20 protein-coding genes and 1 tRNA gene are annotated in these 26,776 nt (G+C 70.5%); 11 read left to right on the top strand and 10 right to left on the bottom strand.

Annotated features, from left to right (window positions below; all coding sequences use genetic code 11):
* Positions 1 to 85 precede the first annotated feature (85 nt).
* From murJ to ACQGNW_RS12325, 6 genes are all read left to right on the top strand, one after another.
* Positions 86 to 1,693 (top strand): murein biosynthesis integral membrane protein MurJ, encoded by a 1,608-nt coding sequence (murJ, locus tag ACQGNW_RS12300; RefSeq protein WP_426663477.1) that lies wholly within the window; start codon positions 86 to 88, stop codon positions 1,691 to 1,693.
* A 23-nt stretch (positions 1,694 to 1,716) separates the two neighbouring features.
* Positions 1,717 to 2,670 (top strand): bifunctional riboflavin kinase/FAD synthetase, encoded by a 954-nt coding sequence (locus ACQGNW_RS12305; RefSeq protein WP_426663478.1) that lies wholly within the window; start codon positions 1,717 to 1,719, stop codon positions 2,668 to 2,670.
* 183 nt (positions 2,671 to 2,853) lie between these two features.
* Positions 2,854 to 5,715, top strand: a complete 2,862-nt coding sequence (ileS, locus tag ACQGNW_RS12310; RefSeq protein WP_426663479.1) for an isoleucine--tRNA ligase — start codon at positions 2,854 to 2,856, stop codon at positions 5,713 to 5,715.
* A gap of 215 nt (positions 5,716 to 5,930) precedes the next feature.
* On the top strand, positions 5,931 to 6,431 hold the full coding sequence (gene lspA, locus ACQGNW_RS12315; RefSeq protein ID WP_426663480.1) for a signal peptidase II: 501 nt from the start codon (positions 5,931 to 5,933) through the stop codon (positions 6,429 to 6,431).
* Positions 6,432 to 6,536: 105 nt separating this feature from the next.
* Positions 6,537 to 7,496 carry a 4-hydroxy-3-methylbut-2-enyl diphosphate reductase gene (gene ispH, locus ACQGNW_RS12320; protein WP_426663481.1) on the top strand — a complete coding sequence of 320 codons (960 nt, stop codon included), beginning with the start codon at positions 6,537 to 6,539 and terminating at the stop codon, positions 7,494 to 7,496.
* Positions 7,497 to 7,621: 125 nt separating this feature from the next.
* The gene (locus tag ACQGNW_RS12325) at positions 7,622 to 8,242 is read left to right on the top strand and encodes a DedA family protein (protein ID WP_426663482.1); all 621 of its coding nucleotides are present in this window, start codon (positions 7,622 to 7,624) and stop codon (positions 8,240 to 8,242) included.
* 242 nt (positions 8,243 to 8,484) lie between these two features.
* Here the strand turns inward: ACQGNW_RS12325 and ACQGNW_RS12330 are convergent.
* From ACQGNW_RS12330 to ACQGNW_RS12360, 7 genes are all read right to left on the bottom strand, one after another.
* Positions 8,485 to 8,560: transfer RNA gene (locus tag ACQGNW_RS12330), tRNA-Thr, on the bottom strand.
* Between the two features lie 18 nt (positions 8,561 to 8,578).
* Positions 8,579 to 10,528, bottom strand: coding sequence for an exodeoxyribonuclease V subunit alpha (recD, locus tag ACQGNW_RS12335; RefSeq protein ID WP_426663483.1), 1,950 nt, complete (start codon positions 10,526 to 10,528; stop codon positions 8,579 to 8,581).
* On the bottom strand, positions 10,518 to 14,180 hold the full coding sequence (gene recB, locus ACQGNW_RS12340; RefSeq protein ID WP_426663484.1) for an exodeoxyribonuclease V subunit beta: 3,663 nt from the start codon (positions 14,178 to 14,180) through the stop codon (positions 10,518 to 10,520). Before recB ends, recD begins: the two co-directional genes overlap by 11 nt.
* Complete coding sequence (recC, locus tag ACQGNW_RS12345) at positions 14,177 to 17,644, bottom strand: exodeoxyribonuclease V subunit gamma (RefSeq protein ID WP_426663485.1); 3,468 nt, start codon at positions 17,642 to 17,644, stop codon at positions 14,177 to 14,179. The genes recB and recC overlap by 4 nt, the downstream gene beginning before the upstream one ends.
* A gap of 176 nt (positions 17,645 to 17,820) precedes the next feature.
* The gene (locus ACQGNW_RS12350) at positions 17,821 to 18,198 is read right to left on the bottom strand and encodes a YXWGXW repeat-containing protein (RefSeq protein WP_426663486.1); all 378 of its coding nucleotides are present in this window, start codon (positions 18,196 to 18,198) and stop codon (positions 17,821 to 17,823) included.
* A 132-nt stretch (positions 18,199 to 18,330) separates the two neighbouring features.
* Positions 18,331 to 18,675 carry a YXWGXW repeat-containing protein gene (locus ACQGNW_RS12355; RefSeq protein WP_426663487.1) on the bottom strand — a complete coding sequence of 115 codons (345 nt, stop codon included), beginning with the start codon at positions 18,673 to 18,675 and terminating at the stop codon, positions 18,331 to 18,333.
* 109 nt (positions 18,676 to 18,784) lie between these two features.
* Positions 18,785 to 19,582: a M48 family metallopeptidase gene (locus ACQGNW_RS12360; protein ID WP_426663488.1), complete on the bottom strand. Its 798-nt coding sequence runs from the start codon at positions 19,580 to 19,582 to the stop codon at positions 18,785 to 18,787.
* A 104-nt stretch (positions 19,583 to 19,686) separates the two neighbouring features.
* Here ACQGNW_RS12360 and ACQGNW_RS12365 point away from each other — a divergent pair, with 104 nt between their 5' ends.
* Positions 19,687 to 20,292 carry a TetR/AcrR family transcriptional regulator gene (locus ACQGNW_RS12365; RefSeq protein ID WP_426663489.1) on the top strand — a complete coding sequence of 202 codons (606 nt, stop codon included), beginning with the start codon at positions 19,687 to 19,689 and terminating at the stop codon, positions 20,290 to 20,292.
* 22 nt (positions 20,293 to 20,314) lie between these two features.
* Complete coding sequence (locus ACQGNW_RS12370) at positions 20,315 to 21,232, top strand: alpha/beta fold hydrolase (protein ID WP_426663490.1); 918 nt, start codon at positions 20,315 to 20,317, stop codon at positions 21,230 to 21,232.
* A gap of 45 nt (positions 21,233 to 21,277) precedes the next feature.
* On the opposite strand, the gene ACQGNW_RS12375 is transcribed toward ACQGNW_RS12370, so the two are convergent.
* Both ACQGNW_RS12375 and pdxR read right to left on the bottom strand, forming a co-directional pair.
* Positions 21,278 to 21,670: a VOC family protein gene (locus ACQGNW_RS12375; RefSeq protein WP_426663491.1), complete on the bottom strand. Its 393-nt coding sequence runs from the start codon at positions 21,668 to 21,670 to the stop codon at positions 21,278 to 21,280.
* Positions 21,671 to 21,789: 119 nt separating this feature from the next.
* Positions 21,790 to 23,262 (bottom strand): MocR-like pyridoxine biosynthesis transcription factor PdxR, encoded by a 1,473-nt coding sequence (gene pdxR / locus ACQGNW_RS12380; RefSeq protein ID WP_426663492.1) that lies wholly within the window; start codon positions 23,260 to 23,262, stop codon positions 21,790 to 21,792.
* Between the two features lie 142 nt (positions 23,263 to 23,404).
* On the opposite strand from pdxR, the gene ACQGNW_RS12385 reads away from it, so the two are divergent.
* The 3 genes from ACQGNW_RS12385 to chaB all read left to right on the top strand — a co-directional run bounded on the left by ACQGNW_RS12385 (position 23,405) and on the right by chaB (position 25,839).
* A complete protein-coding gene (locus tag ACQGNW_RS12385) occupies positions 23,405 to 24,343 on the top strand; it encodes a transporter (RefSeq protein ID WP_426663493.1) in 939 nt (312 codons plus the stop codon).
* 35 nt (positions 24,344 to 24,378) lie between these two features.
* Positions 24,379 to 25,440: a hypothetical protein gene (locus ACQGNW_RS12390; RefSeq protein WP_426663494.1), complete on the top strand. Its 1,062-nt coding sequence runs from the start codon at positions 24,379 to 24,381 to the stop codon at positions 25,438 to 25,440.
* A 171-nt stretch (positions 25,441 to 25,611) separates the two neighbouring features.
* Complete coding sequence (gene chaB / locus ACQGNW_RS12395; protein WP_426663495.1) at positions 25,612 to 25,839, top strand: putative cation transport regulator ChaB; 228 nt, start codon at positions 25,612 to 25,614, stop codon at positions 25,837 to 25,839.
* A 62-nt stretch (positions 25,840 to 25,901) separates the two neighbouring features.
* Here chaB and ACQGNW_RS12400 read toward each other — a convergent pair whose 3' ends face one another.
* Positions 25,902 to 26,747 (bottom strand): energy transducer TonB, encoded by an 846-nt coding sequence (locus ACQGNW_RS12400; RefSeq protein ID WP_426663496.1) that lies wholly within the window; start codon positions 26,745 to 26,747, stop codon positions 25,902 to 25,904.
* Positions 26,748 to 26,776 lie beyond the last annotated feature (29 nt).

The raw sequence follows: 26,776 nt of genomic DNA on the forward strand, positions 1-26,776 counted from the left end.
CCTGTCATGATCCGGCGGTGATCTTGCCCACGCCGGCTGGCAGACTGTGCGCCCATTGCCCGCCTGATCCAGGATTCCCCACCGGATGAAGTCCCCCAGCATGTTCCGCGGGCTGCTCTCGTTCAGCAGCACTACGATGGTATCGCGTGTGCTCGGTCTGGCCAGGGACGTGGCGATGAGTCACGTGTTCGGCGCCTCGGCCGCCACCGACGCCTTTGTCATCGCGTTCCGCATCCCCAACTTCATGCGCCGGCTGTTCGCGGAAGGCTCGTTTTCCACCGCCTTCGTGCCGGTGTTCACCGAGATCAAGGAAACCCGCAGCCATGCCGAGCTGAAGGAACTGACCGCGCGCGTGGCCGGCACCCTCGGCGGCGTGCTGCTGGTGGTGACGGCGCTGGGCATGTTGTTCTCGCCGCAGCTGGCCATGGTGTTCGCGCCTGGCGCAGTGCGCGAGCCGCAGAAGTTCGCGATGATCGTGGACCTGCTGCGGCTGACTTTTCCGTACCTGCTGTTCGTCTCGCTGACCGCCCTCGCAGGCGGCGCGCTGAACAGCTTCCACCGCTTCGGCCTGCCGGCGATGGCGCCGGTGATCCTCAACATCTGCATGATCGTGGCTGCGCTGTGGCTGGCGCCGCGCCTCGAGGTGCCGATCATGTCGCTGGGCTGGGCGGTGCTGGTGGCCGGCGTGCTGCAGCTGCTGTTCCTGCTGCCGGCGGTGCGTGGACTGGACTTGCTGACGCTGCCGCGCTGGGGCTGGCGACATCCGGCGGTGCGACGGATCATGAAGCTGATGGTGCCGACCTTGTTCGGTGCTTCGGTGGGGCAGGTCAACCTGTTGCTGGACACCATCCTGATCACCCTGCTGGTGACCGGTTCGCAGACCTGGATGTACCAGTCCACCCGCTTCCTCGAGCTCCCGCTGGGCGTGTTCGGCGTGGCCTTGGGCACGGTGATTCTGCCGGCGCTGTCGCGCCATCATGTGGGCACCGATCGCATCGGCTTCTCGAAGGCACTGGACTGGGGCGTGCGCACCACGCTGCTGATCGCCGTGCCGGCGATGTGCGCATTGCTGCTGCTGGCCGAGCCGCTGGTCAGCACGTTCTTCCAGAACGGCCGGTACACCGTGTTCGACACCCGCATGACCACGCTGTCGACCATGGCGTTGAGCTGCGGCGTGCCCGCATATGCGCTGGTGAAGGTGTTGCTGCCGGCGTTCTACTCGCGCCAGGACACCCGCACGCCGGTGCGTGCGGCGGTGGTGTCGCTGATCAGCAACATGGTCTTCAACGTGTTGCTGGTGACCCTGCTGTATCTGCTGTGGGCCACGCCGGCGCAGCGCCAGGCCGGTTGGCTGCAAGGCATTGCCGCCATTCCCGGGCTGCATGTGGGGCTGGCGGTGGCGAGCGTGTTGTCCAACTACCTGCAGTTCGGCCAGCTCTGGTATTGGCTGAAGCGTGCCGGCGTGTACGATCCGCAGCCGGGCTGGCTGCGCCACTGGCTGAGGCTGGCGTTCGCTTGCGCCACGATGGTGGCGGTGCTGCTGGCCGGACTGTGGCTGTGGCCGCACTGGACGGTGGTGCCCGTGCACACGCGCCTCTGGCACCTGGCGGTGCTGGTGATGGCCGGTACAGCGGCCTATGCGGGCGGCTTGTTCGCCACGGGTTTCCGCTTGCGCGATCTGCGTGGAAGTTGACGCTGGCCCGATATACTGGCGCGATGACGAGACTTTCCCGCGATATCGCAGGCCCGTGCCTTGCCCCCAACGGCAGCGTGGTGGCCATCGGCGCGTTCGATGGCCTGCATCGGGGCCACCAGGCCTTGTTCGCGCAAGTGCAGCGCCGTGCCCGATCCCTGGGCTGCGCACCGGCGGTGGTGACGTTCGAGCCGCTGCCGCGGACCTATTTCTCCCCCGAGCCGCTGCCCCGCCTTTCCAGCGTGCGTGAAAAGCTGCTCGGCTTCGCGGCGGCGGGTTTCGAGCAGGTGCACATGCTGCGCTTCAACGCCGAGCTGGCGGCGATGTCCGCCCAGGACTTCGTGCAGCGCGTCCTGGTCGAGCGCCTGGCTGCAAAGGAAGTATGGGTAGGTGCGGACTTTCGCTTCGGGCACAAGCGCGTTGGCGACGTGGCCTTGCTGCGCGAGCTGGGCGCCAAGGCCGGTTTCGCGGGCTGCGTGATGCCGTCGATCCTTCTGGATGGTGCCCGCGTCTCGGCCAGCCGTGTCCGCATGCTGCTGGCGGCCGGTGAATTCGCTGGCGCCACCGCGCTGCTCGGCCGCCCGTTCCTGATCGAGGGCAAGGTGCAATACGGCAACCGGCTCGGCCGCACGCTGGGCTTCCCCACCGCGAACATCCCTTTGCGCGAGCGGGTCAGCCCGGTGCACGGCATCTTCGCGGTGCGCGTGGGCCTGGGCGAGAGCGAATGCAGCTGGCCGGGCGTGGCCAGCCTGGGCGTGCGGCCCACGGTGAACCAGGTCAGCCAGCCGTTGCTGGAGGTGCACCTGTTCGATTTCGAGGGCGACCTCTACGGCCGGCGCATGGCGGTGGAGTTCGTCGCCAAGCTGCGCGACGAGCAGAAATTCCACGATCTGGATGCACTCAAGGCGCAGATGGATCATGATGCGCGCTCGGCCCGGGAGATCCTGGGCATGAATCCGGTACTGGCCCGCGCATGAACGCTTGCGACACGCCCAATCCGCAGTACATCCGCCGCGGGCGCAGCAGCGCCGTCGCGGCGATCATTATTATTTGAAGGCATCCGCCCGCAGCGCGAGCGCCTGCCGCCGCGCGCGGCGGGCGGCACAACCGCGCTCCGGGCCGGGCGGCTTCGGGGCGAGACCCAAGAGGCACCCGAAGCGATGAGCACCGATTACAAGAGCACCATCAACCTGCCGCAGACGGATTTCCCGATGCGCGGCGACTTGCCCAGGCGCGAGCCGGGCTGGCTGGCCGAATGGGAGCAGGCGGGCCGCTACGCGCAGATCCAGGCGAAGACCGCCGGCCGCGACAAGGCCTTCGTGCTGCACGACGGCCCGCCGTACGCGAACGGCGCGATCCACATCGGCCACGCCGTCAACAAGATCCTCAAGGACATGGTGGTGCGCTCGAAGCTGCTGGCCGGCCATCGCGCGCCCTACGTGCCGGGCTGGGACTGCCACGGCCTGCCGATCGAGATCGCGGTGGAGAAGCAGCACGGCAAGCCGGGCGAGAAGCTCGACGCGCGCGCGTTCCGCCAGAAGTGCCGCGAGTACGCCGCCGAGCAGATCGACACCCAGCGCGCCGGCTTCAAGCGCCTGGGCGTGCTGGGCGACTGGGAAAATCCCTACCGCACGATGGACTTCAAGTACGAGGCCGACATGGTGCGCGCGCTGTCGCGCATCGTCGCCAACGGCCACGTGGTGCGCGGCGCCAAGCCGGTGTACTGGTGCTTCGACTGCGCCTCGGCGCTGGCCGAGGCGGAGATCGAATACGGCGACAAGGTCTCGCCCGCGGTGGACGTGGCCTACGACGCGGTCGATGCCGCAGTGCTGGCGGAGATGTTCGGCGTGGACGCAGGCGACGCCGTGGTCGCCGTGCCGATCTGGACCACCACGCCGTGGACGCTGCCGGAAAGCCAGGCGGTGTCGCTGGGCGCGGAACTGGAATACGCCCTGGTCGAAGGGCCGGCGCGCGACGGCAGGCGCCTGCTGCTGGTGATCGCCGCCGCGCTGGTGGAAAAGGCACTGGCGCGTTACGGCGTGGAATCGCCGAGGGTGCTGGGCCATGCCGCCGGTGCGGCGCTCGATGGCGTGCAGCTGCACCATCCGTTCTACGCGCGCGTGGTGCCGGTGATCCTCGGCGAGCACGTCAGCGCCGAGGACGGTACCGGCGCGGTGCACACCTCGCCCGACCACGGCGTGGAAGACTTCGTGGTCGGCCGCGAGAACGGCATCGGCCTGCTCAACTACATCGGCGCGCGCGGCACCTACCGCGACGACACGCCGAAGGCGGGCGGGCTCGACCTCGCCGGCATGCACGTGTGGAAGGCCAACGACGCCATCGTCGAGCTGTTGCGCGGGCGTGGCGTGCTGCTGGCGCACGCGAAGATCGAGCACAGCTACCCGAACTGCTGGCGCCACAAGACGCCGGTGATCTTCCGCGCCACGCCGCAGTGGTTCATCGGCATGGAGCAGGCCGGCCTGCGCGCCACCGCGCTGGCCTCGATCAAGGACGTGCGCTGGGTGCCGGGCTGGGGCGAGGAGCGCATCGCCGGCATGGTGGCCGGGCGTCCGGACTGGTGCATCAGCCGCCAGCGCACCTGGGGCGTGCCGATCGCGCTGTTCGTGCACAAGGCGACGCAGGAGTCGCATCCGGATTCCGTGGCGCTGATGGAGCAGGTGGCGAAGCGCATGGAGCAGGGCGGCATCGACGCCTGGTACGACCTCGATCCCGCCGAGCTGCTGGGCGACCAGGCGAAGGATTACGACAAGGTCACCGACGTGCTGGACGTGTGGTTCGACTCCGGCGTCACCCACTTCGGCGTGATCGGCCAGCGTCCCGAGCTGCAGCAGGGTGACGCACGCGAATACAAGGTGATGTACCTCGAAGGCTCGGACCAGCACCGCGGCTGGTTCCAGTCCTCGCTGCTCACCTCGGCGGCGATCCACGGCCGTGCGCCCTACGACGACGTGCTCACCCACGGCTTCACCGTGGATGCCTCCGGCCGCAAGATGTCCAAGTCGCTGGGCAACGTGGTGGCGCCGCAGAAGGTGATGGACACGCTGGGCGCCGACGTGCTGCGCCTGTGGGTGGCCTCGGCCGACTACCGCAACGAGATGAGCGTCTCCGACGAGATCCTCAAGCGCGTGTCGGATGGCTACCGCCGCCTGCGCAACACCGCGCGCTTCCTGCTCGGCAACCTCGACGGCTTCGATCCGGCCAAGCACCTGGTGAAGGTGGAAGACAGCCTGCTGCTCGACCAGTGGGCGGTGCAGCAGGCCTACGACGTGCAGCAGGCGGTGGTGGCCGCCTACGAGCGCTACGACTTCCCCGAGGTGGTGGCGCGCGTGCAGAACTTCTGCACCAACGAGATGGGCGCGCTGTACCTGGACATCACCAAGGACCGCCTCTACACCATGCCCACCGACAGCCACGGCCGGCGCAGCGCGCAGAGCGCGATGTACCGCATCGCCGAGGCGCTGGTGCGCTGGCTGGCGCCGATCCTGGCGTTCACCGCCGAGGAGATCTGGCAGGCGCTGCCGGGCCAGCGCGGCGAGAGCGTGCTGTTCGAGACCTGGTACGGCGGCCTGGTCGCCACGCAGGCGTCGCCCGGGCAGCGGCGCTGGTGGAGCGACCTGCTGGCGATCCGCGATACCGCCGCGCGCGTGCTCGAAGGCATGCGCAAGGCCGAGAAGATCGGCGCGGCGCTGGAGGCGAAGCTGGCGATCCACGCCGACGAAGCCACCGTGGCTCGCTACGCGAAGGCGTCGGAGGAGCTGCGCTTCTTCTTCATCACCTCCGACGTGCGCCTGGACAAGGCCGGTGGCCAGCCGGACGACGCCGTACTCACCGAACTGGAGGGCGCCGACGTGTGGGTCTCGGCCACGGTCAGCGACGCCGCCAAGTGCGTGCGCTGCTGGCACCGCCGCGACGACGTGGGTCATCACGCCGATCACCCGGAACTCTGCGGGCGCTGCGTGAGCAACGTGGACGGGCCGGGCGAGACGCGGCGCTGGTTCTGACGCTTTGCTTTCCTCCTCTCCCCTCTGGGACGCGGGAAGGGGCCATGGATGGCCCTGCCTTGAGGGGCGAGGAAGAGGATCGAGGTGAGGGGCGGGTGCTTGCGGAAGCTTCTCCTGATCTGCGCTACGGTCCGGCCCCACGGCAAGATTGGCCCCTCACCCCAGCCCTCTCCCCGAAGGGGAGAGGGGGTAAAACCCACCAGACTGTGTCCGCCATGACCACCAAACCCAACGCACTCCCCTGGCTGCTGCTCTCCGCCGCCGTCATCGTCCTCGACCAGCTCAGCAAGTGGTGGGCATTGGCTGCGCTGCAGCCGGCCGGCATGCCGCACCCGGTGATCCCGGGCCTGCTCAACTGGACGCTGGCCTACAACCCCGGCGCCGCCTTCAGCTTCCTCGCCTGGGGCAACGGCTGGCAGCGCTGGTTCTTCGTGGTGCTGGCGCTGGTCATCAGCGCCGTGCTGGTGGTCTGGCTTTTGCGCACCGCGCGGCGCGACTGGCGCACCGCGTTGCCGCTCGCGCTGGTCATCGGCGGCGCGATCGGCAACCTGATCGATCGCCTGCATGCGGCCCAGGTCACCGACTTCATCGACGTGTACCACCGCGACTGGCACTACCCGGTGTTCAACCTCGCCGACTGCGGCATCACGGTCGGTGCGGTGCTGCTGGTGGCGTTCGGGCTGTTCGGGGGCAAGGGGCAGGGCGGCGTGCGATAATCGTCGCCTGCCCGCAGGAGCGCACCCTGTGCGCGAATGATCTGGCGAAACGCCTTGTCGCGCACAGGCTGCGCTCCTGCGCCGCTCCCCTTCGTCGGTGCACTCATGGACATCCTGCTCGCCAATCCCCGCGGTTTCTGCGCCGGCGTCGACCGCGCCATCGCCATCGTCGAACGGGCTCTGGAGTCCTACGGCGCGCCGATCTACGTGCGGCACGAGGTGGTGCACAACCGCTACGTGGTGGACAAGCTGCGCCACGACGGCGCGGTGTTCGTGGAAGAACTGCACGAGGTACCCGACGGCGCCACGGTGATCTTCAGCGCCCACGGCGTCGCCAAGGCGGTGCGCGAGGAGGCCGACCAGCGTGGCCTCAAGGTGTTCGACGCCACCTGTCCGCTGGTCACCAAGGTGCACATGGAGGTGGCGCGGCTGGGCCGCATCGGCCGCAGCGTGGTGCTGATCGGCCATGCCGGCCATCCGGAGGTGGAGGGCACGATGGGCCAGTGGAATCCCGCCAACAGCGGCGAGATCCTGCTGGTGGAATCGGTGGAGGACGTGGCGGCGCTGGCGCCGAAATTCCCGCACCTGCTGTCCTACGTCACCCAGACCACGCTGTCGGTGGACGACACCAGGGCGATCATCGAGGCACTGCGCGCGAAGTTCCCCGACATCGAGGGGCCGCGCAAGGACGACATCTGCTACGCCACCCAGAACCGCCAGGATGCCGTGCGCCGGCTCGCCGACGCGGTGGACCTGGTGCTGGTGGTGGGCTCGGTCAACAGCTCGAACTCCAACCGCCTGCGCGAACTGGCCGAGAAGCAGGGCGTGCGCGCCTACCTGATCGACGGCGCCGAGCACATCGAGCGCGCATGGCTGGACGGCGTGCAGCGCATCGGCCTCACCGCGGGCGCTTCCGCGCCGGAGAAGCTGGTGCGCGACGTGATCGCCCGGCTGCAGTCGTGGGGCGCGGGTGCCGTGCGCGAACTGGACGGCGAACCCGAGACGATCACCTTCGCGCTGCCGAAGGAACTGCGCCTGTCGGGCGGTACTCCGCCGGCAAGCTGAGCCGGTGCGCCTGGGCGCGGCCGCCCGGCAGCCGGGTGACCGCGCAACCAGCGGATCGTCGCGCGGTCCGCTGGGCGCAAGCACGCATTACCATCGTCAGCCTGCCTTGTCGGATTCCGGATTTCATGCTCGCAAAATTGATCGGCCTGATCGCAGGCTTCGTGATCGCGGTGATTTCGCGGCTGCAGTACGCGGGCATTGTGCTGCTGATGGGCATCGAGAGCGCCTGCATCCCGTTGCCCTCGGAAGTCATCATGCCGTTCTCCGGCTACCTCGTTTACAAGGGCACGCTGACGCTGTGGCTGGTGGCGGTGGCCGGCGCGGTCGGCTGCGTGCTCGGTTCCTGGGTGGCCTACGCCGTGGGGGCGTGGGGCGGGCGGCCGCTGATCGAGCGCTACGGCAAGTACGTGCTGATCTCCCACCATGACCTCGACCTGGCCGACCGCTGGTTCAGCCGCCATGGCGAGCTCACCATCTTCGTCGGCCGCCTGCTGCCGGTCATCCGCACCTTCATCGCCTTTCCGGCCGGGGTCGCGCGGATGCCGCTGTGGCGATTCAGCCTCTACACCTTCCTCGGCTCGCTGATCTGGTGCTGGGCCCTGGCCTGGATCGGCCTGCGGCTGGGCGAGAACTGGGACACGCTGGGCGTGTACTTCCACCGCTTCGACACCGCGATCGGCGTCGCCGTGCTGCTGTTCGCCGGCTGGTACGTCTGGCGCCACCTGCGCAACATCCGCCGGCGCTGACCGCATCGCGCCGATGGTCGTGACCGTCGTCAGGCCACCGGCTGGATGCTGGTCCCGTAGCGTGGCCGCGCAGTCTCGCGGCGCGCAGGCCGGATCGGCCTCCGGCGCAGCCCGCCGAGCGCTTCGGCCGGCATTCGCCAGATCGCTTTTCGTCGCCGGGCCTGGCGAAGGCCAAGAAAAAAGGCCGGAGCCCCGATTCTGCTGGGCTTGCCGACCTTTCTGGATGCCGTTGGACGGCTTGATGGTGCCGGAAACAGGAGTCGAACCTGCGACCTACGCATTACGAATGCGCCGCTCTACCAACTGAGCTATTCCGGCGATGGCGAGCCGGGGATTTTACGGGGCGGCCGGGTGGGGTGCAAGCCGAGCGGCCAGGCCGGAGTGGCGCTGCGTGCGGCGGGCGATGGTCTGTTCGATGATGGCGGCGCTGCCGACGAGGCTGAACCGGCGGCGCGCGCGGGTGATGGCAGTGTAGAGCAGCTCGCGCGTCAGTACGCCGTTCGGCTCGGGCGGCAGCAGCAGGGCGGCATGCTCGAACTCCGAGCCCTGCGACTTGTGCACGGTGAGCGCAAAGGCGGTCTCGGCGTCGACGAGCCGCGACGGCGCGACGAAACGCAGCCGCGTGCCGCCGTCGTGGTCGGTGGCCGCGGCGAGGAAGGCCACCGCCAGCCGCGTGCCGTCGGCAGCGGGCAGGCGCAGGCACAGGCCGATGTCGCCGTTCATCAGGCCGAGGCCGTAGTCGTTGCGGGTGAGCAGCACCGGCCGGCCTTCGTACCAGCCGTGTTCGTCCTCGATCAGCCCACGCGCGTGCAGCGCGGCGGCGAGTTGCCGGTTCAGGCCTTCCACGCCATAGGGGCCCCGGCGCAGCGCGCACAGCAGCTGGAAGCGGTTGAACGCCTGCAGCGCGCCGTGGGCCCAGTCCGCGTGCGCCGCTTCGGCGGCGCCGGCGGCGGGACGATGGCTGCGCAGCCAGTCGAGGTAGTGGCGCAGGCCGCCGGGAGCATCGCCGTCATGCGCTGCCGCCGCGCCTTCGATCGCCAGCTCGGCCAGCGCATCCGCGTCGGCTGACGGTAGCCAGGCGAGATCGCCTGCGGGCGCCTGCAGCAGCGCCAGCGTGGCGGTTGCGTCGCCCGCGTTCACGGCGCGAGCCAGCTGGCCGATGCCGCTGGCCGTGCCGAAGCGGTGACTCGTGCGCAGCATCGCGATGCGCTGGTCCAGCGCCTGCGCGTCGGCCTGCACGAAGGCAGCGACGTCGTCGCCGGTGGTGGCCCGGAGCCACTGCGCGGTGGCGGCATCGTAGTGGCCGGCCTCGGCACGGCGGCACAGGTCGCCCAGCACCGCGCCCGCCTCCACGGAGGAGAGCTGGTCCTTGTCGCCCAGCAGGATCAGCCGCGCCGATTCCGGCAGCGCGTCGAGCACCGCCGCCATCATTTCGAGGTCGATCATCGAGGCTTCGTCGACCACCAGCACGTCCAGGTGCAGCGGGTTGCGACGATCGTGGCGGAAGCGGCGCGTGTCCGGCCGCGCACCCAGCAGGCGATGCAGGGTGAGCACTTCGGCGGGGATCGCCGCACGCACGGCGGCGTCCACGTCGAGCTGGGCGAACTGTGCGGAGATCGAGGCGTTGAGCCGCGCCGCCGCCTTGCCGGTGGGGGCGGCGAGGCGGATGCGCAGCGGCTCTGCGTGTTCGCGCAGTTGCAGCGTCTGCAGCAGGCCGAGCAGGCGTACCACGGTGGTGGTCTTGCCGGTGCCGGGACCGCCAGTGACCACGCCGAAGGCGCCGCGCGCGGCGAGCGCGCAGGCTATGCGCTGCCAGTCGGGCGCGACGGCGCCCGGGAACAGCCGGGCGAGTTCGTCGGCGAAGTGCGCCGCTGGCGCTGCGCCGCGCGCCACGCGTTCGAGGATGCCCTGCGCCACGGCGCGCTCATGGTTCCAGTAACGGCGCAGGTAGAGCCGCGTGCCGTCGAGCACCAGTGGCACGTTGGCCGGCATGCCGTCGCCGCCCGCGGCGAGCAGGTGCGATGTGGGCAGGCCGTTCGTGCGCAACGCCTCGGCCTGTGCACGCCACTCTGCGGGCCAGTCCTGTTCCTCGGCCAACGCGGGGAGCAGGTCGAGGTCGAGGCACAGATGGCCGTCGGCCAGCTGCCGGCTGAGCACGGCGGCGAGCCACAGCAGGGCGGGCGGCATGTTTGCGTCGAGTCCGGCGAGGAAGCGCGCGAAGGCCACGTCCAGCGGGCGCAGACGCTGCTGTTCCAGAGCGCGGTCGAGCAGGGCTTCAAGCGGCATGGTCGATGCCTCCCGTGGCGAACAGCCGGTCCAGCGCATCGACCAGCGCGAACGGCGGGCGTTCGACGTGCACGCCATGGCCACCGCCGTCCACGCCGCGCAGGTAGAGGTAGAGCACGCCGCCCATGTGGCGCGCGTAGTCGTAGCCGGGCAGGCGGGCCCGGAGCTGGCGATGCAGCGCCAGCGTGTAGATCGCGTACTGCAGGTCGTAGCGGCTCTGCAGCACCGAGTCGCGCATCGCGGCCACGGTGTAGGCGCCGGCGTCGCGGCCCAGCCAGTTCGACTTGTAGTCGGCCACGTACCAGCGGCCCTCGTGCTCGAACACGAGATCGATGAAGCCCTTGAGCATGCCGTTGACGAAGTTCGGCGCCAGCGCGGGGCGCGCCGCGCCGTCCAGCGTGTGCGTGGTGACGAGGCGGTCCAGCGCCTGCGCCTCGACGCGGTTCGCCTCGAACCAGAACTCCAGCTCGGCACGGTAACGCCGCGGATCGGCGAGCGCGGCCAGCGGCATCGCACCGCCGCCGGGCAAGGGCAGCGGGGTGCGCAGCAGCGTGGGCAGCCACGCGGTGAGCGGTTCGATCCAGCGCTTCCAGCCGCGCGCCTGGCAGCGGCGGGCGATCGTGTCGCGCAGCAGTGGCGAGGGCGCAGCGGCGCGGGCGAAGCCCTCTTCCGCGCAGTGCTCCAGCAGTTCGTGCAGGAAGGTGCCGGGTGCGGCGCCGCGGTCGAAGCCGTGGATGCCGGGTGCGGAGGCCGAGGTTTCGGCGTCGGCCTCGGCCTGAGCGGTCTCGGCCAGCGTGGCCTGGCCGGCGGTTTCCGGCGCGGCGTGTGCCGCGGCTTCGTCGTGCCGGGCCAGGGCGCTGTAGCTGGCGATCCACCACGGCGTGTGCGCAGGCAAGGTGCACAGGCGCGCGGGGCGCGGCGTGCCGGCGCTGTCCCGGGGCTGGTAGTGCCGGGTGCCGGCGGTTCCGGCCAGCGCGACGAGCCGGATGGCCGGCTGGCCGTTGGCGAGGGCGCCGAGTCTCGTCATCAGTTCGGCGGGTTCGATGGGCGTGCCACCGGAAAGCACGTAGCCGAAGGCGGACTTGTGCAGACCGGAATCCTTCTTCGATCCGTCCCTGGGGCAGGCTACTCCCAGCCAGCACAGGTGGCGGGCGCGGGTGAGCGCCACGTAGAGCAGGCGCAGGTCCTCCTGCAGGCGTTCGTCCTCGGCGGCTTGCCAGGCATCGATGTCGGGGCGCAGGTCGAAGTGCGCGGCGCCCTGCTTGTCGTGCCAGAGCAGCGGCTTCCCGTCGCCGGTTTCCTTGTAGCCGCAGACGAAGGGCAGCAGCACCACCGGGTATTCCAGGCCCTTGGATTTGTGGATGGTCACCACCTTGATCAGCGCGGCCTCGCTTTCCAGACGCACGACCTGTTCCTCGGCGGCCTCGCCGCTGTCGGGGTTGGCGATCTGCGCGGCGAGGTGGCGGAGCAGTGCGTGCTCGCCGTCCAGCCCGGTGGCGGCCTGCTGCAGCAGTTCGGCCAACTGCAGCAGGTTGGTGAGCGCGCGCTCGCCGCCCGTGCGGCCCAGCAGGCGCGCGGGCACGCCGAAGCGGTGCAAAAGCTCGTGCAGCATCGCCAGCACGCCGTGGCGTTGCCACAGGGCATGCAACTGGCGGAAATGCTCGCCGCAGGCTTCCCAGTAAGCCTCGTCGGTGTTCAGGCGATCCAGCTCGGCGAGGCCCTGGCCCATCATCGGCGTGGCCAGTGCGGCGCGCATGGCGCGGTCGTTGCCGGGGTTGGCGCAGGCGGCGAGCCAGCACTGCAACTCGACCGCCTCGGCGCTTTCGTAGACCGATTGCTTGTCCGAGAGGTACACGTGGGCGAGCCCGCGCGCATGCAGCGCCGCGCGCATCGCGGTGGCATCGTTCCTGTCGCGCACCAGGATGGCGATATCGCCGGGCTCGAGCGGAGTGAAGCGCCCGTCTTCACCCACGAAGCCGCAGCGGCCCGCCTGCGCGGCGTCCAGCCAGTCCACCAGTTGCGCGGCGGCGTGGGCGGCGAACGTCTCGCGATAGTCGCCCGAGCCGATGGCGGTGGCAGACGTCTGGACGGCCATCTGCAGCGCTGGCAGATCGGTGCCGTCGAGCTGGAGGCGTTCCCTGCGGCCCTTGGCATTCACCGCGACGAAGGGCAGCGCCGTGCCGAAGCCGAACGCGCCGCTGATGCGCTCGCCCTTGCCATGGTGCAGGTCCGCGAACTCGAAAACGTGATTGACGGCGGTGACCAGTGCGTCGGTGGAGCGGTGGTTGACGCCCAGCGTCCAGTGCGGCCTGGCGGCCTCGTCGCGCGCGGCGAGGTAGGTGTGGATGTCCGCGCCGCGGAAGCCGTAGATGGCCTGCTTGGGGTCGCCGATCAGCAGCAGCGCCTTGTCTTCGATGCCGTGGTAGATGCGGTGGAAGATGCGCCATTGCAGCGGGTCGGTGTCCTGGAACTCGTCCACCAGGGCCACCGGATATTGCGCGGCGATCAGGCGCGCCAGGGTATCGCCGGTGGCGCCGCGCAGGGCGGCGTCCAGGCGTTTCAGCATGTCGTCGTAGCCGAGCAGGGCCAGCTGGCGGCGGGCTTCGTCCACACGCTGCGCCACCCAGGGGGCGGCGTGGGCGAGCAGCAGCGGGGGCAGTGCCTTGGCTTGCGCGGCGGTGACCTGCCAAGCCTCGATGGCGGCGAAGAATACGTGCTGCGGTGTGCGGCCGTTCTTGTTGGTGGCGCTGGCGAGCTTGGTGGGCGTGTGGCGCTCCAGCGCCTTGGCGTCGGGCGCCTCGCCGCTGGCGGCCCAGGCGTCGAAGGCGGCGTGGTCGCTGGCCAGCGTGGCGGGCTTGTAGCTGACCTTGCTGAGGCTGCTGTTGTCCAGTGCGTCGAACAGGATGCCGACGATGGCGTCGCGTTCCGCGCGCCACAGGCTGCAGGCACGTTCGGCGGCGGCGTGCAGCGCCTTGGCCCGCGCGTCCAGCAGGTCGCCAGGGGCGCGCAGGGCGGGCAGCGGCTGGCCGTCCATTTGCAGGCGCCCGACGTGGCGAAGCAGCGGTTTCAGCGCGGCCTGCAGCGCGGCTGGCGTGCCCCATGACTGCGCATACAGCGCGGCGGCATCGCGATCCAGCGTGAACACCTGGTCGCGCCAGTAGTCGCGCACCGCTTCGGCGAGAAGTTCGGCGTCGTCGGCCACGGCATCCGCGCTGGCTGCCTCGCCGCTGGCAAAGGCGTGCTGGGTGAGCATGCGCTGGCACCAGCCGTGGATGGTGAACACCGCGGCCTCGTCCATCCACTGCGCGGCCAGTTCCAGCTGGCGCGCGGCGCGGGCGCGCTGCCCGGCGTCCGGGTATTCGGCAATCAGGTCGCGCAGGAAACCGTCGGCTGCGCACCGGTCGCGGAAGGCTTCGGCGGCTTCGGCGAGGCGCATGCGGATGCGTTCGCGCAGCTCGGCGGTGGCGGCCCTGGTAAAGGTCATCACCAGGATCTGCGCGGGCAGGAGCGGCGTTGCGCCGCCGTGGCCCAGCACCAGGCGCAGGTACAGCGCGGCGATGGTCCAGGTCTTGCCGGTGCCGGCACTGGCCTCGATGAGCCGGGTCCCGGTCAGCGGCAGGCGCAGCGGATCGAGGGCTTGCGTAGCGCTCATGCGGTTTCGTCCATGACGTGCGCGGCGTCGAGCAGGGGGCGGTACAGGTGCAGCCAGCGCTCGAAGCCGGCGCCGTGCAGGGCGGCGAAATCGGGCCAGGTACGGGCGAGGGCGGGTTCCTCGTCCACCTCGCCGTGGCCGTGTTCGCCCCCGTCGTGGTCGTAGCGCTTGCGCGCGTTGGTGTAGGGGTTCTTCTGCTTCTCGGCGGGCAGCCCCTGGTTCGCGGCTTCGGTCAGCAGCCAGGCGAAGGCGGTCTTGCGCGCGATGGGCAGCGGCGTGCGCATGCCTTCGGCGAAGGCGGCCAGCAGCTCGTCGAGATGATGCTTCGCCTCGGTGGCATCGAGCGGGCGCAATTGCACCAGCGCGTCCGGTGCCACGATGCAGGTGGTGGCGGCCACCGCGTTGGCGTTGACCAGCAGATGCGCGACCCAGTAGGCGAGCAGCTTGTCGTGGCGGAGTTTCTTGTCGCTCTTGATCGTGCTGGCGGTGGCCATGAGGCGGATGCGTTGGCCGTCGTCGCCTTCGCGCAGGTCATCCAGTGTGTCCTCGACGACGAGGCCGTGCGCCGCAGCGCGCAGCGCCCGGCTTTCGCCGCTGAGCGGATAGTGGGCATCCAGCGCGCGCCAGCGGGTGGCGGCGCGCGCGGCGGCGGCGTCCAGCGGCGCCAGCGTCAGCTCGCCGAAGCTGCCCGGCGGCAGCGCGCCCTGTTCGTGCAGGCGCTGCGTGGCCGACGCCAGTGCGCCCTGGCCATCGTGGATGGCGGAGCGCAGCAAGCCGTCGGTGATCTGGTGGTGCGTCAGCGGATCGAGCGCGAAGGGTTCGCTGTCTGTGCCGGCCTCGTCGTCCTCGGCGAAGTGCACGGCGAGGCGTTCGGCATAGAATGCCCTGGCGGGTGCCTTGAGGAAGCGCTGCAGCAGGGCAAGGCCCAGCGGTGCCTCGCGTGGCCATGGCGGGAGCGGGGCGGCGTCGCTGGCCGGCGCAACCTGGCGCGCACGCTGCCATTCGGCGGCATAGGTGAACAGGCGTGCGTCGCTGGCGGCGTCGAAATAGCCGGGGCTGAAGGCTTGCAGCGGGTAGTCGGTGGTGAGCGCGGCGAGCGGCGCGTCCCAGCCGGTGGCGAGGTAGTCGCACAGCTGCCCCACCAGCACCGAGGGCGGCAGCGCGCTGTTGTCGCGCGCGCTCCTGCCCACCCAGCTTACGTACAGCGTGTCGCGGGCTGCGAGCAGGGCTTCCAGAAACAGGTAACGATCGTCCTCGCGGCGCGAGCGGTCGCCGGGGCGTTGCTGGCCGGGCGTGGCCATCAGGTCGAAATCCGGGGCGTTCGTGCGGCGCGGGTAGGCACCGTCGTTCATGCCCAGCAGGCACACCACGCGGAACGGGATCGCGCGCATCGGCATGAGGGTGGCAAAGCTCACCGCGCCGCCGAGGAAGCGCTGCGAGAGGCGGCTTTCGTCCAGGGCGGCCAGCCAGTGTTCGCGCACCACGGCCAGCGGCACGGCGTCGGCAAAGCCGGCTTCCTCGCAGGTCCGCTCCCAGGTCTCCAGTGCCTCGTGCAGGCGTTGCAGCAGCACGGCGTCGGCGTCATCGCGGCCGGGGTCGAAGCAGGCGGCGAGCAGGCCGCGCAGGCGCCCGCCCCAGACGCCGGGCGTGGCCGGCCTGGCGAGCAGCTTGCCGTACTGGTCGAGCTGATCCAGCAGCAGGGCCAGCGGCCCGACCAGGGCAGCGTCGAGGCCGCCCACCTCGGCGTAGGGCGCGATGCCGTCCAGCGATTCGCCGTCACCCACGGCGTAGCCCAGCAGCATGCGGCGCAGGCCGAAGCGCCAGGTGTTCTGTTCCTCGGGCGGCAGGCCGAGGCCCAGCTTCTGTGCGCCGTCGAGCCCCCAGCGGATGCCGGCGCCCTCGATCCAGCGGCGCAGCACGGGCAGCGCGGTTTCGGCCAGGCCGAAGCGGCGGCGCAGCGCAGGCGCGTCGAGCAGGTCGAGGATATCGCCCGCGGCGAAGCGCGACTCGGGCAGGCGCAGCAGCTGTTCCAGTGCCACCAGCAGCGGCGCGGCGCCACGTGCGGGGCGGTCGGCGATGCTGCTGGGGAGAAAGCGCGGATCTTCGGGCGGAATGCGGCCGAACACCGCCTGGATGTGCGGTGCGTAGGCCTGGATGTCCGGCACCATCACCATCACGTCGCGCGGCGCCAGCGGCCTGCCGTCGCGCGCGGCCTGCTCGAACAGCGCGAGCAGGTTGTCGTGCAGGATCTCCACCTCGCGCTGCGGGTTGTGCGCGACGTGGAAACGCAGCGAGTCGTCGCCGGGAATCAGCGGCGGACGCTGCGCGGGATCGGCCGGCAGCGGTTCGAGGTCGAGGATGGCCTGCTGCACCTGGTGCAGCAGGCTGTCGCGGCCGGGATCGACGAACAGGTCGATGTCGCGGCCCAGCGCCGCGAAACGCGCGCGGTAGGCGTCGGGGCGGTCGAAGCTGTCGAGCAGGCGGATGTAGTCGCGGCCCTGCTTGCCCCAAGCGGCTAGCAGCGGATTCGCATGCAGGTGCAGCTCCTCGAAGCGCGGCTCGGCGGGCAGGCCGGGTTTGCCGGCCTGGCGACGCTGCGCAGCCTTGAGCAGCTCGCGATCCTCGATGATGTCGGCCCAGTAGTGCCGGCAGGGGTTGGTCACCAGCAACAGCACCTGGCAGTGGCGGCCCAGCGCGGTGAGCGCGTCCAGCGTCTGCCGCGGCAGCGAGGAGATGCCGAACACCACGACGCGCCGCGGCAGCGCGGCAGGTCGCGTGTCCAGCGCGGCGACGCGCTCCATGAAGGCGCGATGCACGGCGGCGCGGTGCCGGTCGCGCTGCGCGCTGCCCACGTCGTCCAGCAGCGCGCGCCACAGGCGGGCCTGCCAGCGCTGGTTGCCGGGCAGCGACACCGCCGGTCCGCGCAGATCGTCGCGCAGCACGTCGCGGCCGTGCTCCCAGTCTTCCAGCCAGTCGGCGCGGTACACCTGGTACTGGTCGAACAGGTCGGCGACCTGGCAAGCCAGCTGGAAGAGCTTGACCGGGTCGATCCGGTCTCCGCCGAAGAAGTGGCGCAGCGGCGCGAAGGCCTCGTCGTCGAGTTGCGTGGGCAGCAGGCGCATCAGCCGCCAGGTCAGCCGCGACTTGTCGAACGGCGAATCGGCCGGCACCGCCTCGCGGCCCAGCACGGCACGATAGGCCTGCCACAGGAAGCGGCCGGGCAACTGCATCTCCACCGCCGCGCTGATACCCATGCCGCCCGCCCCGCGCGGGCGCGCCAGCGCCAGCTTCAGCCACTGCGCGATGCCGTTGCTCTGCACCAGCATCAGCTCGTCTTCCAGCGGCGCCAGCGGCGTGCGCGCCAGCCATTCGACCAGCAGGTCGCGCAGGTCTTCCAGCTGGTTGCCGTGCACGACCATCAGGCCGGGCTGGAGATCTTCCGTGATGGGCGAGGGCGAAGGCATCTGCGAATTCTGCCTAGCTTTCGTCTCGGCGTCTGCGACGGGCCGATGGACGACCGGCGGAAAGCGGCGGCGAAACGAAACGGCCCGGAGGTGTCCGGGCCGTTTGCTTCAACAGTGCGGCCATGGATGGCCGCCCGCGTGACTCTCGCGATCGGTGATGACCGCAAGAACCATCTTCAGTCGTTCACCCACACGCCCACGTGGAAGTGCCAGCCGTCATCGCGCCGCTCCCAGTGCGGGTGCACGTAGTGGTAGCCGGGGCGCGCCTCGCGCCAATGGCCGGCCACCGCGACGTAGCGCCTGCCGTCCCAGCGCCAGTAGCCGTGCACCCAGACGTAACCGCGGCGCGGCGGCGGCACCATTTCCACGATGCGCGGCGGCGGCGGTTGCGGGGCGATCACCTCCACCACTTCGGGCGGCGGCGGAGCCCGGCGTTCCACGATCACTTCGCGCCGCACCGGACGCGGGCGATGGACCGGGCGCTCCTCGACACAGCCCGACGCCACCGCGGCGACGGCGGCGACGATCAACAGACCTGCAAGACGTGACGACATGGGTTCCCTCGTGGTGTGTGGTGGAACGTGCGGGCGGCGTTGCCGCGCCGAGGAGGTTGATCGAGCCCAGAGACGGCCGCTGCGGCGGAAAGCGGCGCGGCATCGCCGTTTCCGCCGCAGCCCGTTGCGCGCTCAGCGGGCCCAGTAGCCGGCGCTGAAATGCCAGTGGCCGCGCGGCCCCTGCCGCCAGCGCGCTGGCACGTAGCGGTAGCCCGGACGCACGCGCACCCAGCGGCCGCCCACCCACACGTGGCGATGCAGGCGCGGGCTCCACGCCCAGTACCCGGGTGCCCACACGAATCCGGCGCGTGCTGGCGGCACCCGCTCGAAACGTGGCGGCGGCGGGGCCACGCCGATGCCCACGCCCACGCCGATCGACACCTGCGGTGCCGCCTGCGCGGCCGGCGCGGCGACGAACCCGGCGCCGGCCAGCGCCAGCGCGGCGGAAAGGATCAGGGCGGAAGACTTGCGACTCATCGTGCTCTCCTTGATCGCCGCGCGGTGCGGCATGCAGGACGGAGAACGCCGCTGCGCGAATGCGTGTTGACGCCATGCCGGCGCCGCGTTCAGGCAAGGGACGGCTCGGCTACATCCGGCAATCCGGTGCGTGGCCGCTCGCCCGCGCCTGCGCGTAGGCCGGCATCAGCTGCTGCGCCTCGGCCGCCAGGGTCTGCGCACGATGCGCGGGCGAGGGATGGGTGGACAGGAAGGCCGGCACCTTCGCGCCGTGCTGCTGCTCCATCTTCGTCCACAGCACGGCGGCGGCACGCGGGTCGAAGCCGGCGCGCGCCATGTAGCGCAGGCCCAGTTCGTCGGCCTCGCTTTCCTGCGTACGCGAGAACGGCAGCAGGATGCCCAGTTCGGCGCCCGCGCCCAGCGCCGCGGCGGCGTAGCCGGCATCGGTGCCGCGGCTGGCGGCGTAGGCGCTGCCGGCCAGCACCACGCCCTGCGCGAGATAGTTGTCCGACGCGCGCTCGGCGCCGTGCCGGGCCACCACGTGCGACAGCTCGTGGCCCAGCACCACGGCGAGCTGGTTCTCGTCGCTGGCGATCTTGAACATGCCGCGATTCACGCCGATGCGTCCGCCGGGCAGGGCGAAGGCGTTGGCGCTGTCGTCGCCCACGATCTGCACCTCCCACGACTGCGTGTTCCACGGCGGCGGCAACACCGCGATCAGCGCGTTCGCCACGCAGCTGGCGTAGGCGCGCTCCTTCGGTGCGTCCACGAACTTGCCCTGCTTGCGCATGGTGTTGAAGGCGGTGAGACCCATCTGGCTCATCTGCGCATCGGACACCATCATCAGTTGCGGGCGGCCGGTGGGTGACGTGGCACAGGCGGCGAGCAGGGTGGTGGCGAGCAGGGCAGGCAGGATGCGTGGGCGCATGCGGATTCCTTTCGGCAGAACAGTGCCCCGAGCATAGCCATGGCGCCGTCCGAAGAGCGTCACGGGACTGGAAATAAAACGAACGGTCGTGCTATTTTTCCGCCATGAGCAGTACAACCATCCCCGCCGGCAAGCGCGCCGCCACGCGCGACACCATCCTCGACCAAGCCTATGCGATGGCCCGCTGCGACGGGCTGGAGGGCCTGTCCATCGGCACGCTGGCGGCCGGCGTGGGCATGTCCAAGAGCGGCGTCTTCGCGCACTTCGGCTCGCGCGAGGAGCTGCAGCGGGCCGTGCTCGAACTGGGCGCGCAGCGCTTCATGAAGGACGTGCTGCTGCCCGCGCTGAAGGAGCCGCGCGGCCTGCCGCGCCTGCGCGCCATCGTGGCGAACTGGTTCGCGTGGGCGCGCCGGCACCAGAGCGGCTGCGTGCTGCTCTCCGCCGCCAGCGAGTACGACGGCCGTGACGGCGCGCTGCACGACGCCGTGGTGGCGCAGCAGGCCGGCTGGCGCGGCGAGTTGCAGAAGGCGATCGCGCAGGCGGTGGGCGAGGGCCATCTGCGCGCCGACACCGACGCCGCCCAGCTCGCCTTCGAGATCTATGCGCTGCTGCTCGGCCTGCACCACGACGGCGGCCTGTTCGGTTATGGCGAGGCCGAGCGCCGTACCACCGCGGCGTTCGAGCGCTTGTGGCGCAGCTGGCAACCCTGACCTTCCGCACGAGGAACCCCTCATGTCCCCGCATGCCGCTTCCGTTTCCACGCGCCTCCGTCTCGGCGCGCTGCGCGCCGGCTTCGCGCTCGGCGGCCGGCTGGCGCCGAAGCGCACTGCCGACCGCGCCGCGCGGCTGTTCGCCACGCCGTTCGCCAGCAGCCGCAGCCGTGCGCTGGCGGCGCCGGAGGACACGGCGATGCGGCGCAGCGAATTGCAGGTCGGCGGCGAGCGCATCGCCACCTACATCTGGGGCGACCCAGCCGTCCAGCCGTACGCGTTGCTGGTCCACGGCTGGTCCAGCTTCGGCCTGCGCTACCTGCCATGGGTCGAGGGGCTGCGCGCGCAGGGTTATGCCGTGGTGACTTTCGACCAGCCCGGCCATGGCCGCAGCAGCGGCAAGCTCTGCACGCTGCCCGAATTCACCGCCACCCTCCGCGCCGTGGGTCGCCATTACGGCGAGGCCGCGCTGGCGGTGGGGCACTCGCTGGGCGGCGCCGCGCTGGCGCTGGCGCAGGACGAGGACTGGCACGCGCAGCGCCTGGTGCTGGTGGCGCCCGCGGCCGACATGGCCGACGCGGCCAGCCGCTATTTCCGCCTCGTGCGCCTGGGCGAGCACCTGCGCCAGGCCTTCTATGACTGGCTGCTGCGCCGCACAGGCATTGCCGTGGAACAGCTGGAAGTGCATCGCCACCTGCCGGCGCTGGGGCAGCCCGCGCTGATCGTGCACGACCTCGACGACGCCGACGTGCCATGGAGCGAGGGCGAGCGCTACGCGCGCTACTGGCCCGGCGCACGCCTGCTCACCACGCAGGGGCTGGGCCATCGCCGCGTGCTGGACGCGCCCGCGGTGATCGCCGCGGCGCTGGCCTTCGCGCGCGGCGAGTGCGTCGGCGAGCGCGTGATCGGCACGCCCAACCTGCCGTTCGGCGTGGCCTGAGCGCCTGCGCTCACCGAAAACCGGTCGCGCTGCCGCGTGGCGGACTCACGGGATCCTGTGCGCCCCGCAGAGCTTGTTGCCGTCCGGGTCGCGTACGTAGGCCAGGTACATGGCACCCAGGTTGCCGTCACGCATGCCCGGCGGATTCTCGATCGACGTTCCGCCGTGCGCGACGGCCGCGTCGTGAAACTGCCGCACCTGCTCCGGCGAAATGCACTTGAAGCCGATGGTGCCGCCGTTTGCAGGCGTAGCCGACGCGCCGTCGATCGGCTCGGTGACGCAGAACGTGCCGCCGTCGTGGCGATAGAACAGGCGGGTCTGCCCGGTGCGATTCGTTTTCCGCATTGGCTCGCCGGCCCCGAGCACGCCAAGCACCGCGTCGTAGAACCGCTTGGATCGTTCGATGTCGTTCGATCCGACCATGATATGGCTGAACATTCAGTCGTCTCCCGTGCGTTTCGTGCGATGCGCCGCCTGTCTCGATCAGCGTCCGCCGGTCGCCTGCCTCGCCGCGGCACCGGATCCTCCCCTCGTGGGAATGCCGGGCGGCGGGCTTGCTACAGGCATCGCCGCAACCGCCGCACCCCCTCCTCGATGGCGCGCTCGTCCACGCTGCCGTAGCCGAGGATCAGGCCGCTGCGCTTCGCCTCGCCGCGATAGCAGGGCGACAGCGGCCGCACCGACACGCCGGCCTCGGCCGCGCGCCGCGACAGCGCCACGTCGTCCACCTCCGGCGGCAGCAGCGCGGTGAGCTGCATGCCGGCCGCGGCGCCCGCCGCCTGCAGCGCATCGGGCAGGTGCCGCTGGATCGCGGCCTGCAGCGCCGCGCGCCGCGCCGCGTACAGCACGCGCATGCGGCGGATGTGCCGCGCGAAGTGGCCTTCGCGGATGAAGTCGTGCAGCACCCGCTGCGGCAGCATCGGCGAGCAGGTGTCCAGTGCGTCGCGGGCGGTGCGGAAGGCCGGCAGCAGGTCCTTCGGCACCACCAGGTAGCCCAGCCGCAGCGCGGGGAACATCACCTTGCTGAAGGTGCCCACGTAGATCACCCGCGCGTCGGCGTCCAGCCCCTGCAGCGCGGCGACCGGCTTGCTGCCGTAGCGGTATTCGCTGTCGTAGTCGTCCTCCACGATCCAGCCGCCGGTGCGCGCCGCCCACTGCAGCAGCTCGATACGCCGTGCCGCGCTCAGCGTGGCGCCGAGCGGAAACTGGTGCGAGGGGGTGACGCAGGCCAGGCGCGCCGTCGGTGCGCGGCGGATGCCCGCGGCCACGTCGAGCCCGTCCCCGTCCACCGGCACCAGCACCGGCACGGCGCCCACCGCCGCCAGCGCCTGGTGCGCGCCGGGGTAGCCGGGTTCCTCCACCCAGGCGCGGTCGCCGGGGTCGAGCAGGGCGTGCGCGCAGATCTGCAGGCCGTGCTGCGCGCCACTGGTGACCATCACCTGCCCGGCGTCGGCGTGTACCGCGCGCACCGTGGCGAGGTATTCGGCGATCGCCTCGCGCAGCGGCGCGTAGCCCATCGCGTCGCCGTAGACCAGCGCATCGGCGCCGACGTGGCGCCCGTGCCGGCTCAGCAGGCGCGACCACACGCCGTGCGGGAAGTGGTCGAGCGCGGGCACGCCCATGCGGAACGCGCCCTGGCTCTCCAGCCAGGTCTGCGGCGGTGCGGCCATCGCCGCCACCCGCGCGGCGACCCGGCGCGAAGCCGGCGTGGCCACTGCGGTCGGCGCGCGCGGCGGCCGGCGGCGCGGCGCGGCCGCCCGCTCGTGCGGGATCGCCGCCGCCACGCAGGTGCCGGCGCCGGTGAAGCTCTCCAGGTAGCCCTCGGCATGCAACTGCTCGTAGGCGCCCAGCACCGGCAGGCGCGACACGCCCAGTTCGCCGGCCAGCGCGCGGGTGGAGGGCACGCGCTGGCCGGGGCGCAGCCGGCCCTCGGCGATGGCGCGGCGGAACCATTCCGCCAGTTGCTGGTAGATCGGTCCGCTGCCGTCGAGCACGATCGACGGCACCAGGCCGGCGGAGGCACGCTTCATCACAATCTCCCGAGTGGTCATGCCATGTTCTCACCAAGTGGCTATTCGTTCGAGCCACTTGCTTGCCTAGTCTGCCCATAACAGGCAGGCGGCGGAGGTGTCGGTGGTCATGCGGGAACGGGGGACGAAGCTGCGGCGAACGGTGCGCGCCATCGCGGCGCTGCTCGCCGTGCTGCCGGGTATCGGCGCGGCCGTCGCGCAGGACGCCGGGCCGCCGCGGCAGTCGCTGGACGATGCCTGGTGGACCGGGCCGATGCTGGCCAATTCCGCCGAGACGCTGCCGCGCGGGCACGTGCTGGTCGAGCCCTACCTCTACGACGTCACCTCGAAAGGCACCGACGCGTTCGGTTCGCGCGCCTACGTGCTGTACGGACTCACCGACCGGCTCACCGTGGGGCTGATCCCCATCATCGGCTACAACCGCGTCAGCAACGGGCCGAACAGCTCGGGCATCGGCCTCGGCGACCAGATCCTGCAGGCGCAGTACCGGCTCACCCGCTTCCACGAGGGCAGCTGGCTGCCCACGCTCGCCGTGCAGCTGCAGGAGACCCTGCCGACCGGCCGCTACGACCGCCTGGCGCGCGCCAGCGACGGCATGGGCGGCGGCGCCTGGGCCACCACGCTGGGCCTCAATGCGCAGAGCTATTTCTGGATGCCGAACGGCCGCCTGCTGCGCGTGCGGCTCAACCTCACCCGCACGTTCAGCGGCAACGCCGACGTGAGCGGCGCCAGCGTCTACGGCACCGCGCCCGGTTTCCGCGGCACCGCGCGGCCAGGCGACGCGTTCTACATCGGCACCTCGTTCGAATACAGCCTCACCCGCCGCTGGGTGCTGGCGCTGGACCTGTTCCGCAGCCACGGCGCCGCCACCCGCGTCGACGGCACCGCCGATCCGGCGAATGCCTTGCCCGTACCCGTGCACCTGCAGGGCGGCTCCAGCGACGCCTACGGCTACGCGCCTGCCATCGAATACAACTTCAGCGCGAACCTCGGCGTGCTGCTGGGCGCCCGCGTGATCGTGGGCGGGCACAACGCGACGCGCTCGCTCACCCCGGCCATCGCGGTCAACTACGTGCGTTGACGTCGACACCCATTCCCCGCGGAAGGACCAACCCCATGCGCGCAACGACGATCTGGCGGACCTGCCTGCTTGCCCTGGCCACGACGATGGCCTGGCCGACGCCGTCGGCCGCGGATGCGGCGCGGAGTGTCGACCAGCAGCACGCCTTCGATTTCCACTTCGGCACCTGGCGTACTCACATCATGAGCCGCGACGTCACCGCGTCGGGCGTCGGCGCATGGACCGAATTCAACGGCACCGTGATCGATCAACCCTTGTGGAACGGACGCGCCAACATCGAGAAGATCGAGGCCGCGGGAACCGGCGGCCACTTCCAGGGAGTGACGCTGTTCCTCTACAACCCGAAGTCCGGGCAATGGAGCGAACACTTCGCCGGCAGCGGCGACGGCACCATGCAGGAGCCTTCGTACGGCGAGTTCGCCAACGGGCGCGGCGTGTTCCACGCCTGGACCGAGGTCGACGGCAAGAAGGTCCTGCAGCGCGACGTCTGGTCGAACATCACGCCGGATTCCTACCACTACGAGATCGCCACCTCCCCCGACGGCGGCAAGACCTGGATCACCGGCTTCGTTGCGCAGCTCACCCGGCTGAAGAAGGCTCCCGACTACGACGTGCACCATGCGCAGGGCAGCGGGCCCGAGCACGACTTCGACTTCAACATGGGTCGCTGGACGACCCGCATCCGGGCGGTGTCGAAACCCCTGTCCTCGCCCGGTGCGTGGAGCAACCTCGGCGGCACGCATGCGGTGTACCGCCTGTGGGACGACTGGGCCAACATCGGCCAGCTCGAAGTCGATGGACCTGGCGGCCACGTCGAGGACCTCGCGCTGCGCCTGTACGACCGCAAGACGCAGCAGTGGCGGGTCTATTTCGCCAGCAGCAAGTCCGGCACGCTCGACCAGCCGATGGTGGGCGGCTTCAAGGACGGCGTGGGCAGCTTCGTCGGCATGGACGAGGTCGAGGGCAAGACCGTGCTGGTGCGCAACGTGTGGTCGGGCGTCACTGCGAAATCGTGCCGGCAGGACTGGGCCATCTCGACGGATGGCGGCAAGACCTGGGTGCCCACCTGGACGTCCACCGACACGCTGGGCGGCTGATTCCACCGACCGGCGCCGAGCCGCGGTCGCCCTCCCGCCGGCAGGGGAGGGTTGGGGTCGAGTGCTTCGGTCCGCACGCCGCATGCCGGCGGAGGTGAAATTCGCCGCCGCTTGACGGCCGCTTTATCCCGCATCCCCCAAGCTGGCAGCCCGTCCCTGCGGAGCGCCGTCATGCCTTACCAAACCCTCAGCCAGTTGCCCGATGCGGTGCGCGACCACCTGCCGAAACATGCCCAGGAGATCTACAAGGAAGCCTTCAACCACGCCTGGGAGGAATACGCCGACCCGGACAAGCGCCGCGGCGACGAATCGCGCGAGGAAGTGGCGCGCAAGGTGGCGTGGGCGGCGGTGAAGCAGGGCTACGCCAAGGGCGACGACGGCCGCTGGCATGCCAAATAGACCGGCTGGCACCGGCGCGTATGTGGAAGCGCCCCGGTTATGCGAGAGTGGTTTGCTACGCGTCAGCCGTGGTTGCCGGATGCATGGAGCAGGGTCGGGCCCGCACCATCCGTCTGCAGCCCACCTTCCGCGATGGCGTCGGCGGCGCCCACATCGGGTTTGTCGACCCAGGGGGCCGGCGTGTATGGGCCGGGGACGTAGGTCCGCCACACCTTGTTGAACTCGGTCACGCCGCCTCCCCTCAGGTTGAAGATGACCGGGACATGCACGGTCCAACTGTCCAGCTTGGCCAACTTGCCCGTGGTGGGGATCGTGTAGGTCCAATGGCGTGCCGCCTTGAGGGCCGCATCGGCGAGGATCTTCCGGTATTCCTTGAGCAGGTTGTCTGCCCCAATGTTGTCAAGGTTGACCTGTTGGGCGACGGCATCGGTTACGTGGCCGCTGCGGTCCACGCGCAACGCCAGGTACACCTCTCCTTGCACGCGGGCACGGATCGCTGCTCTGGGGTAGCGTGGAATGATCTTCTTGTTGTCTGCGGTGCCGCGCATCGTACCGGTGTCGTTCGGATCGTAGTCACCGAACGTGACGCCCTTGATGCGGGCGTTGTAGTTGCCGTCGGGCATCTTCTTCAGCACCACCCGCACATGCATGCTGGCCTTGGCGACCACCGGCTGGTGGTCGCGCAGCACGGGGTGGAAGCGCCACTGCAGCGCGGCCTTGCGAACCATGTCCGCAATGGGCTGCCCGTATTTGCCCGGGTTGTCGATCACAGCGGCCTCGACCGTGCCGTCCTTCGCCAGCACGATGGTTCCGTTGACCACGGCGGACGATTCGATGTCCTTGAGCGTGCTGGCTCGGGCGGCCATGGCCGTCATGGCGAGAAGCGTGGCGAGCATGGCCTTCTTCATGCGATTTCCCCTGAGTTGCATTGAAGTCA

This window comes from Rhodanobacter aciditrophus (assembly GCF_050026795.1).
In the GTDB taxonomy this organism is placed as follows: domain Bacteria; phylum Pseudomonadota; class Gammaproteobacteria; order Xanthomonadales; family Rhodanobacteraceae; genus Rhodanobacter_A.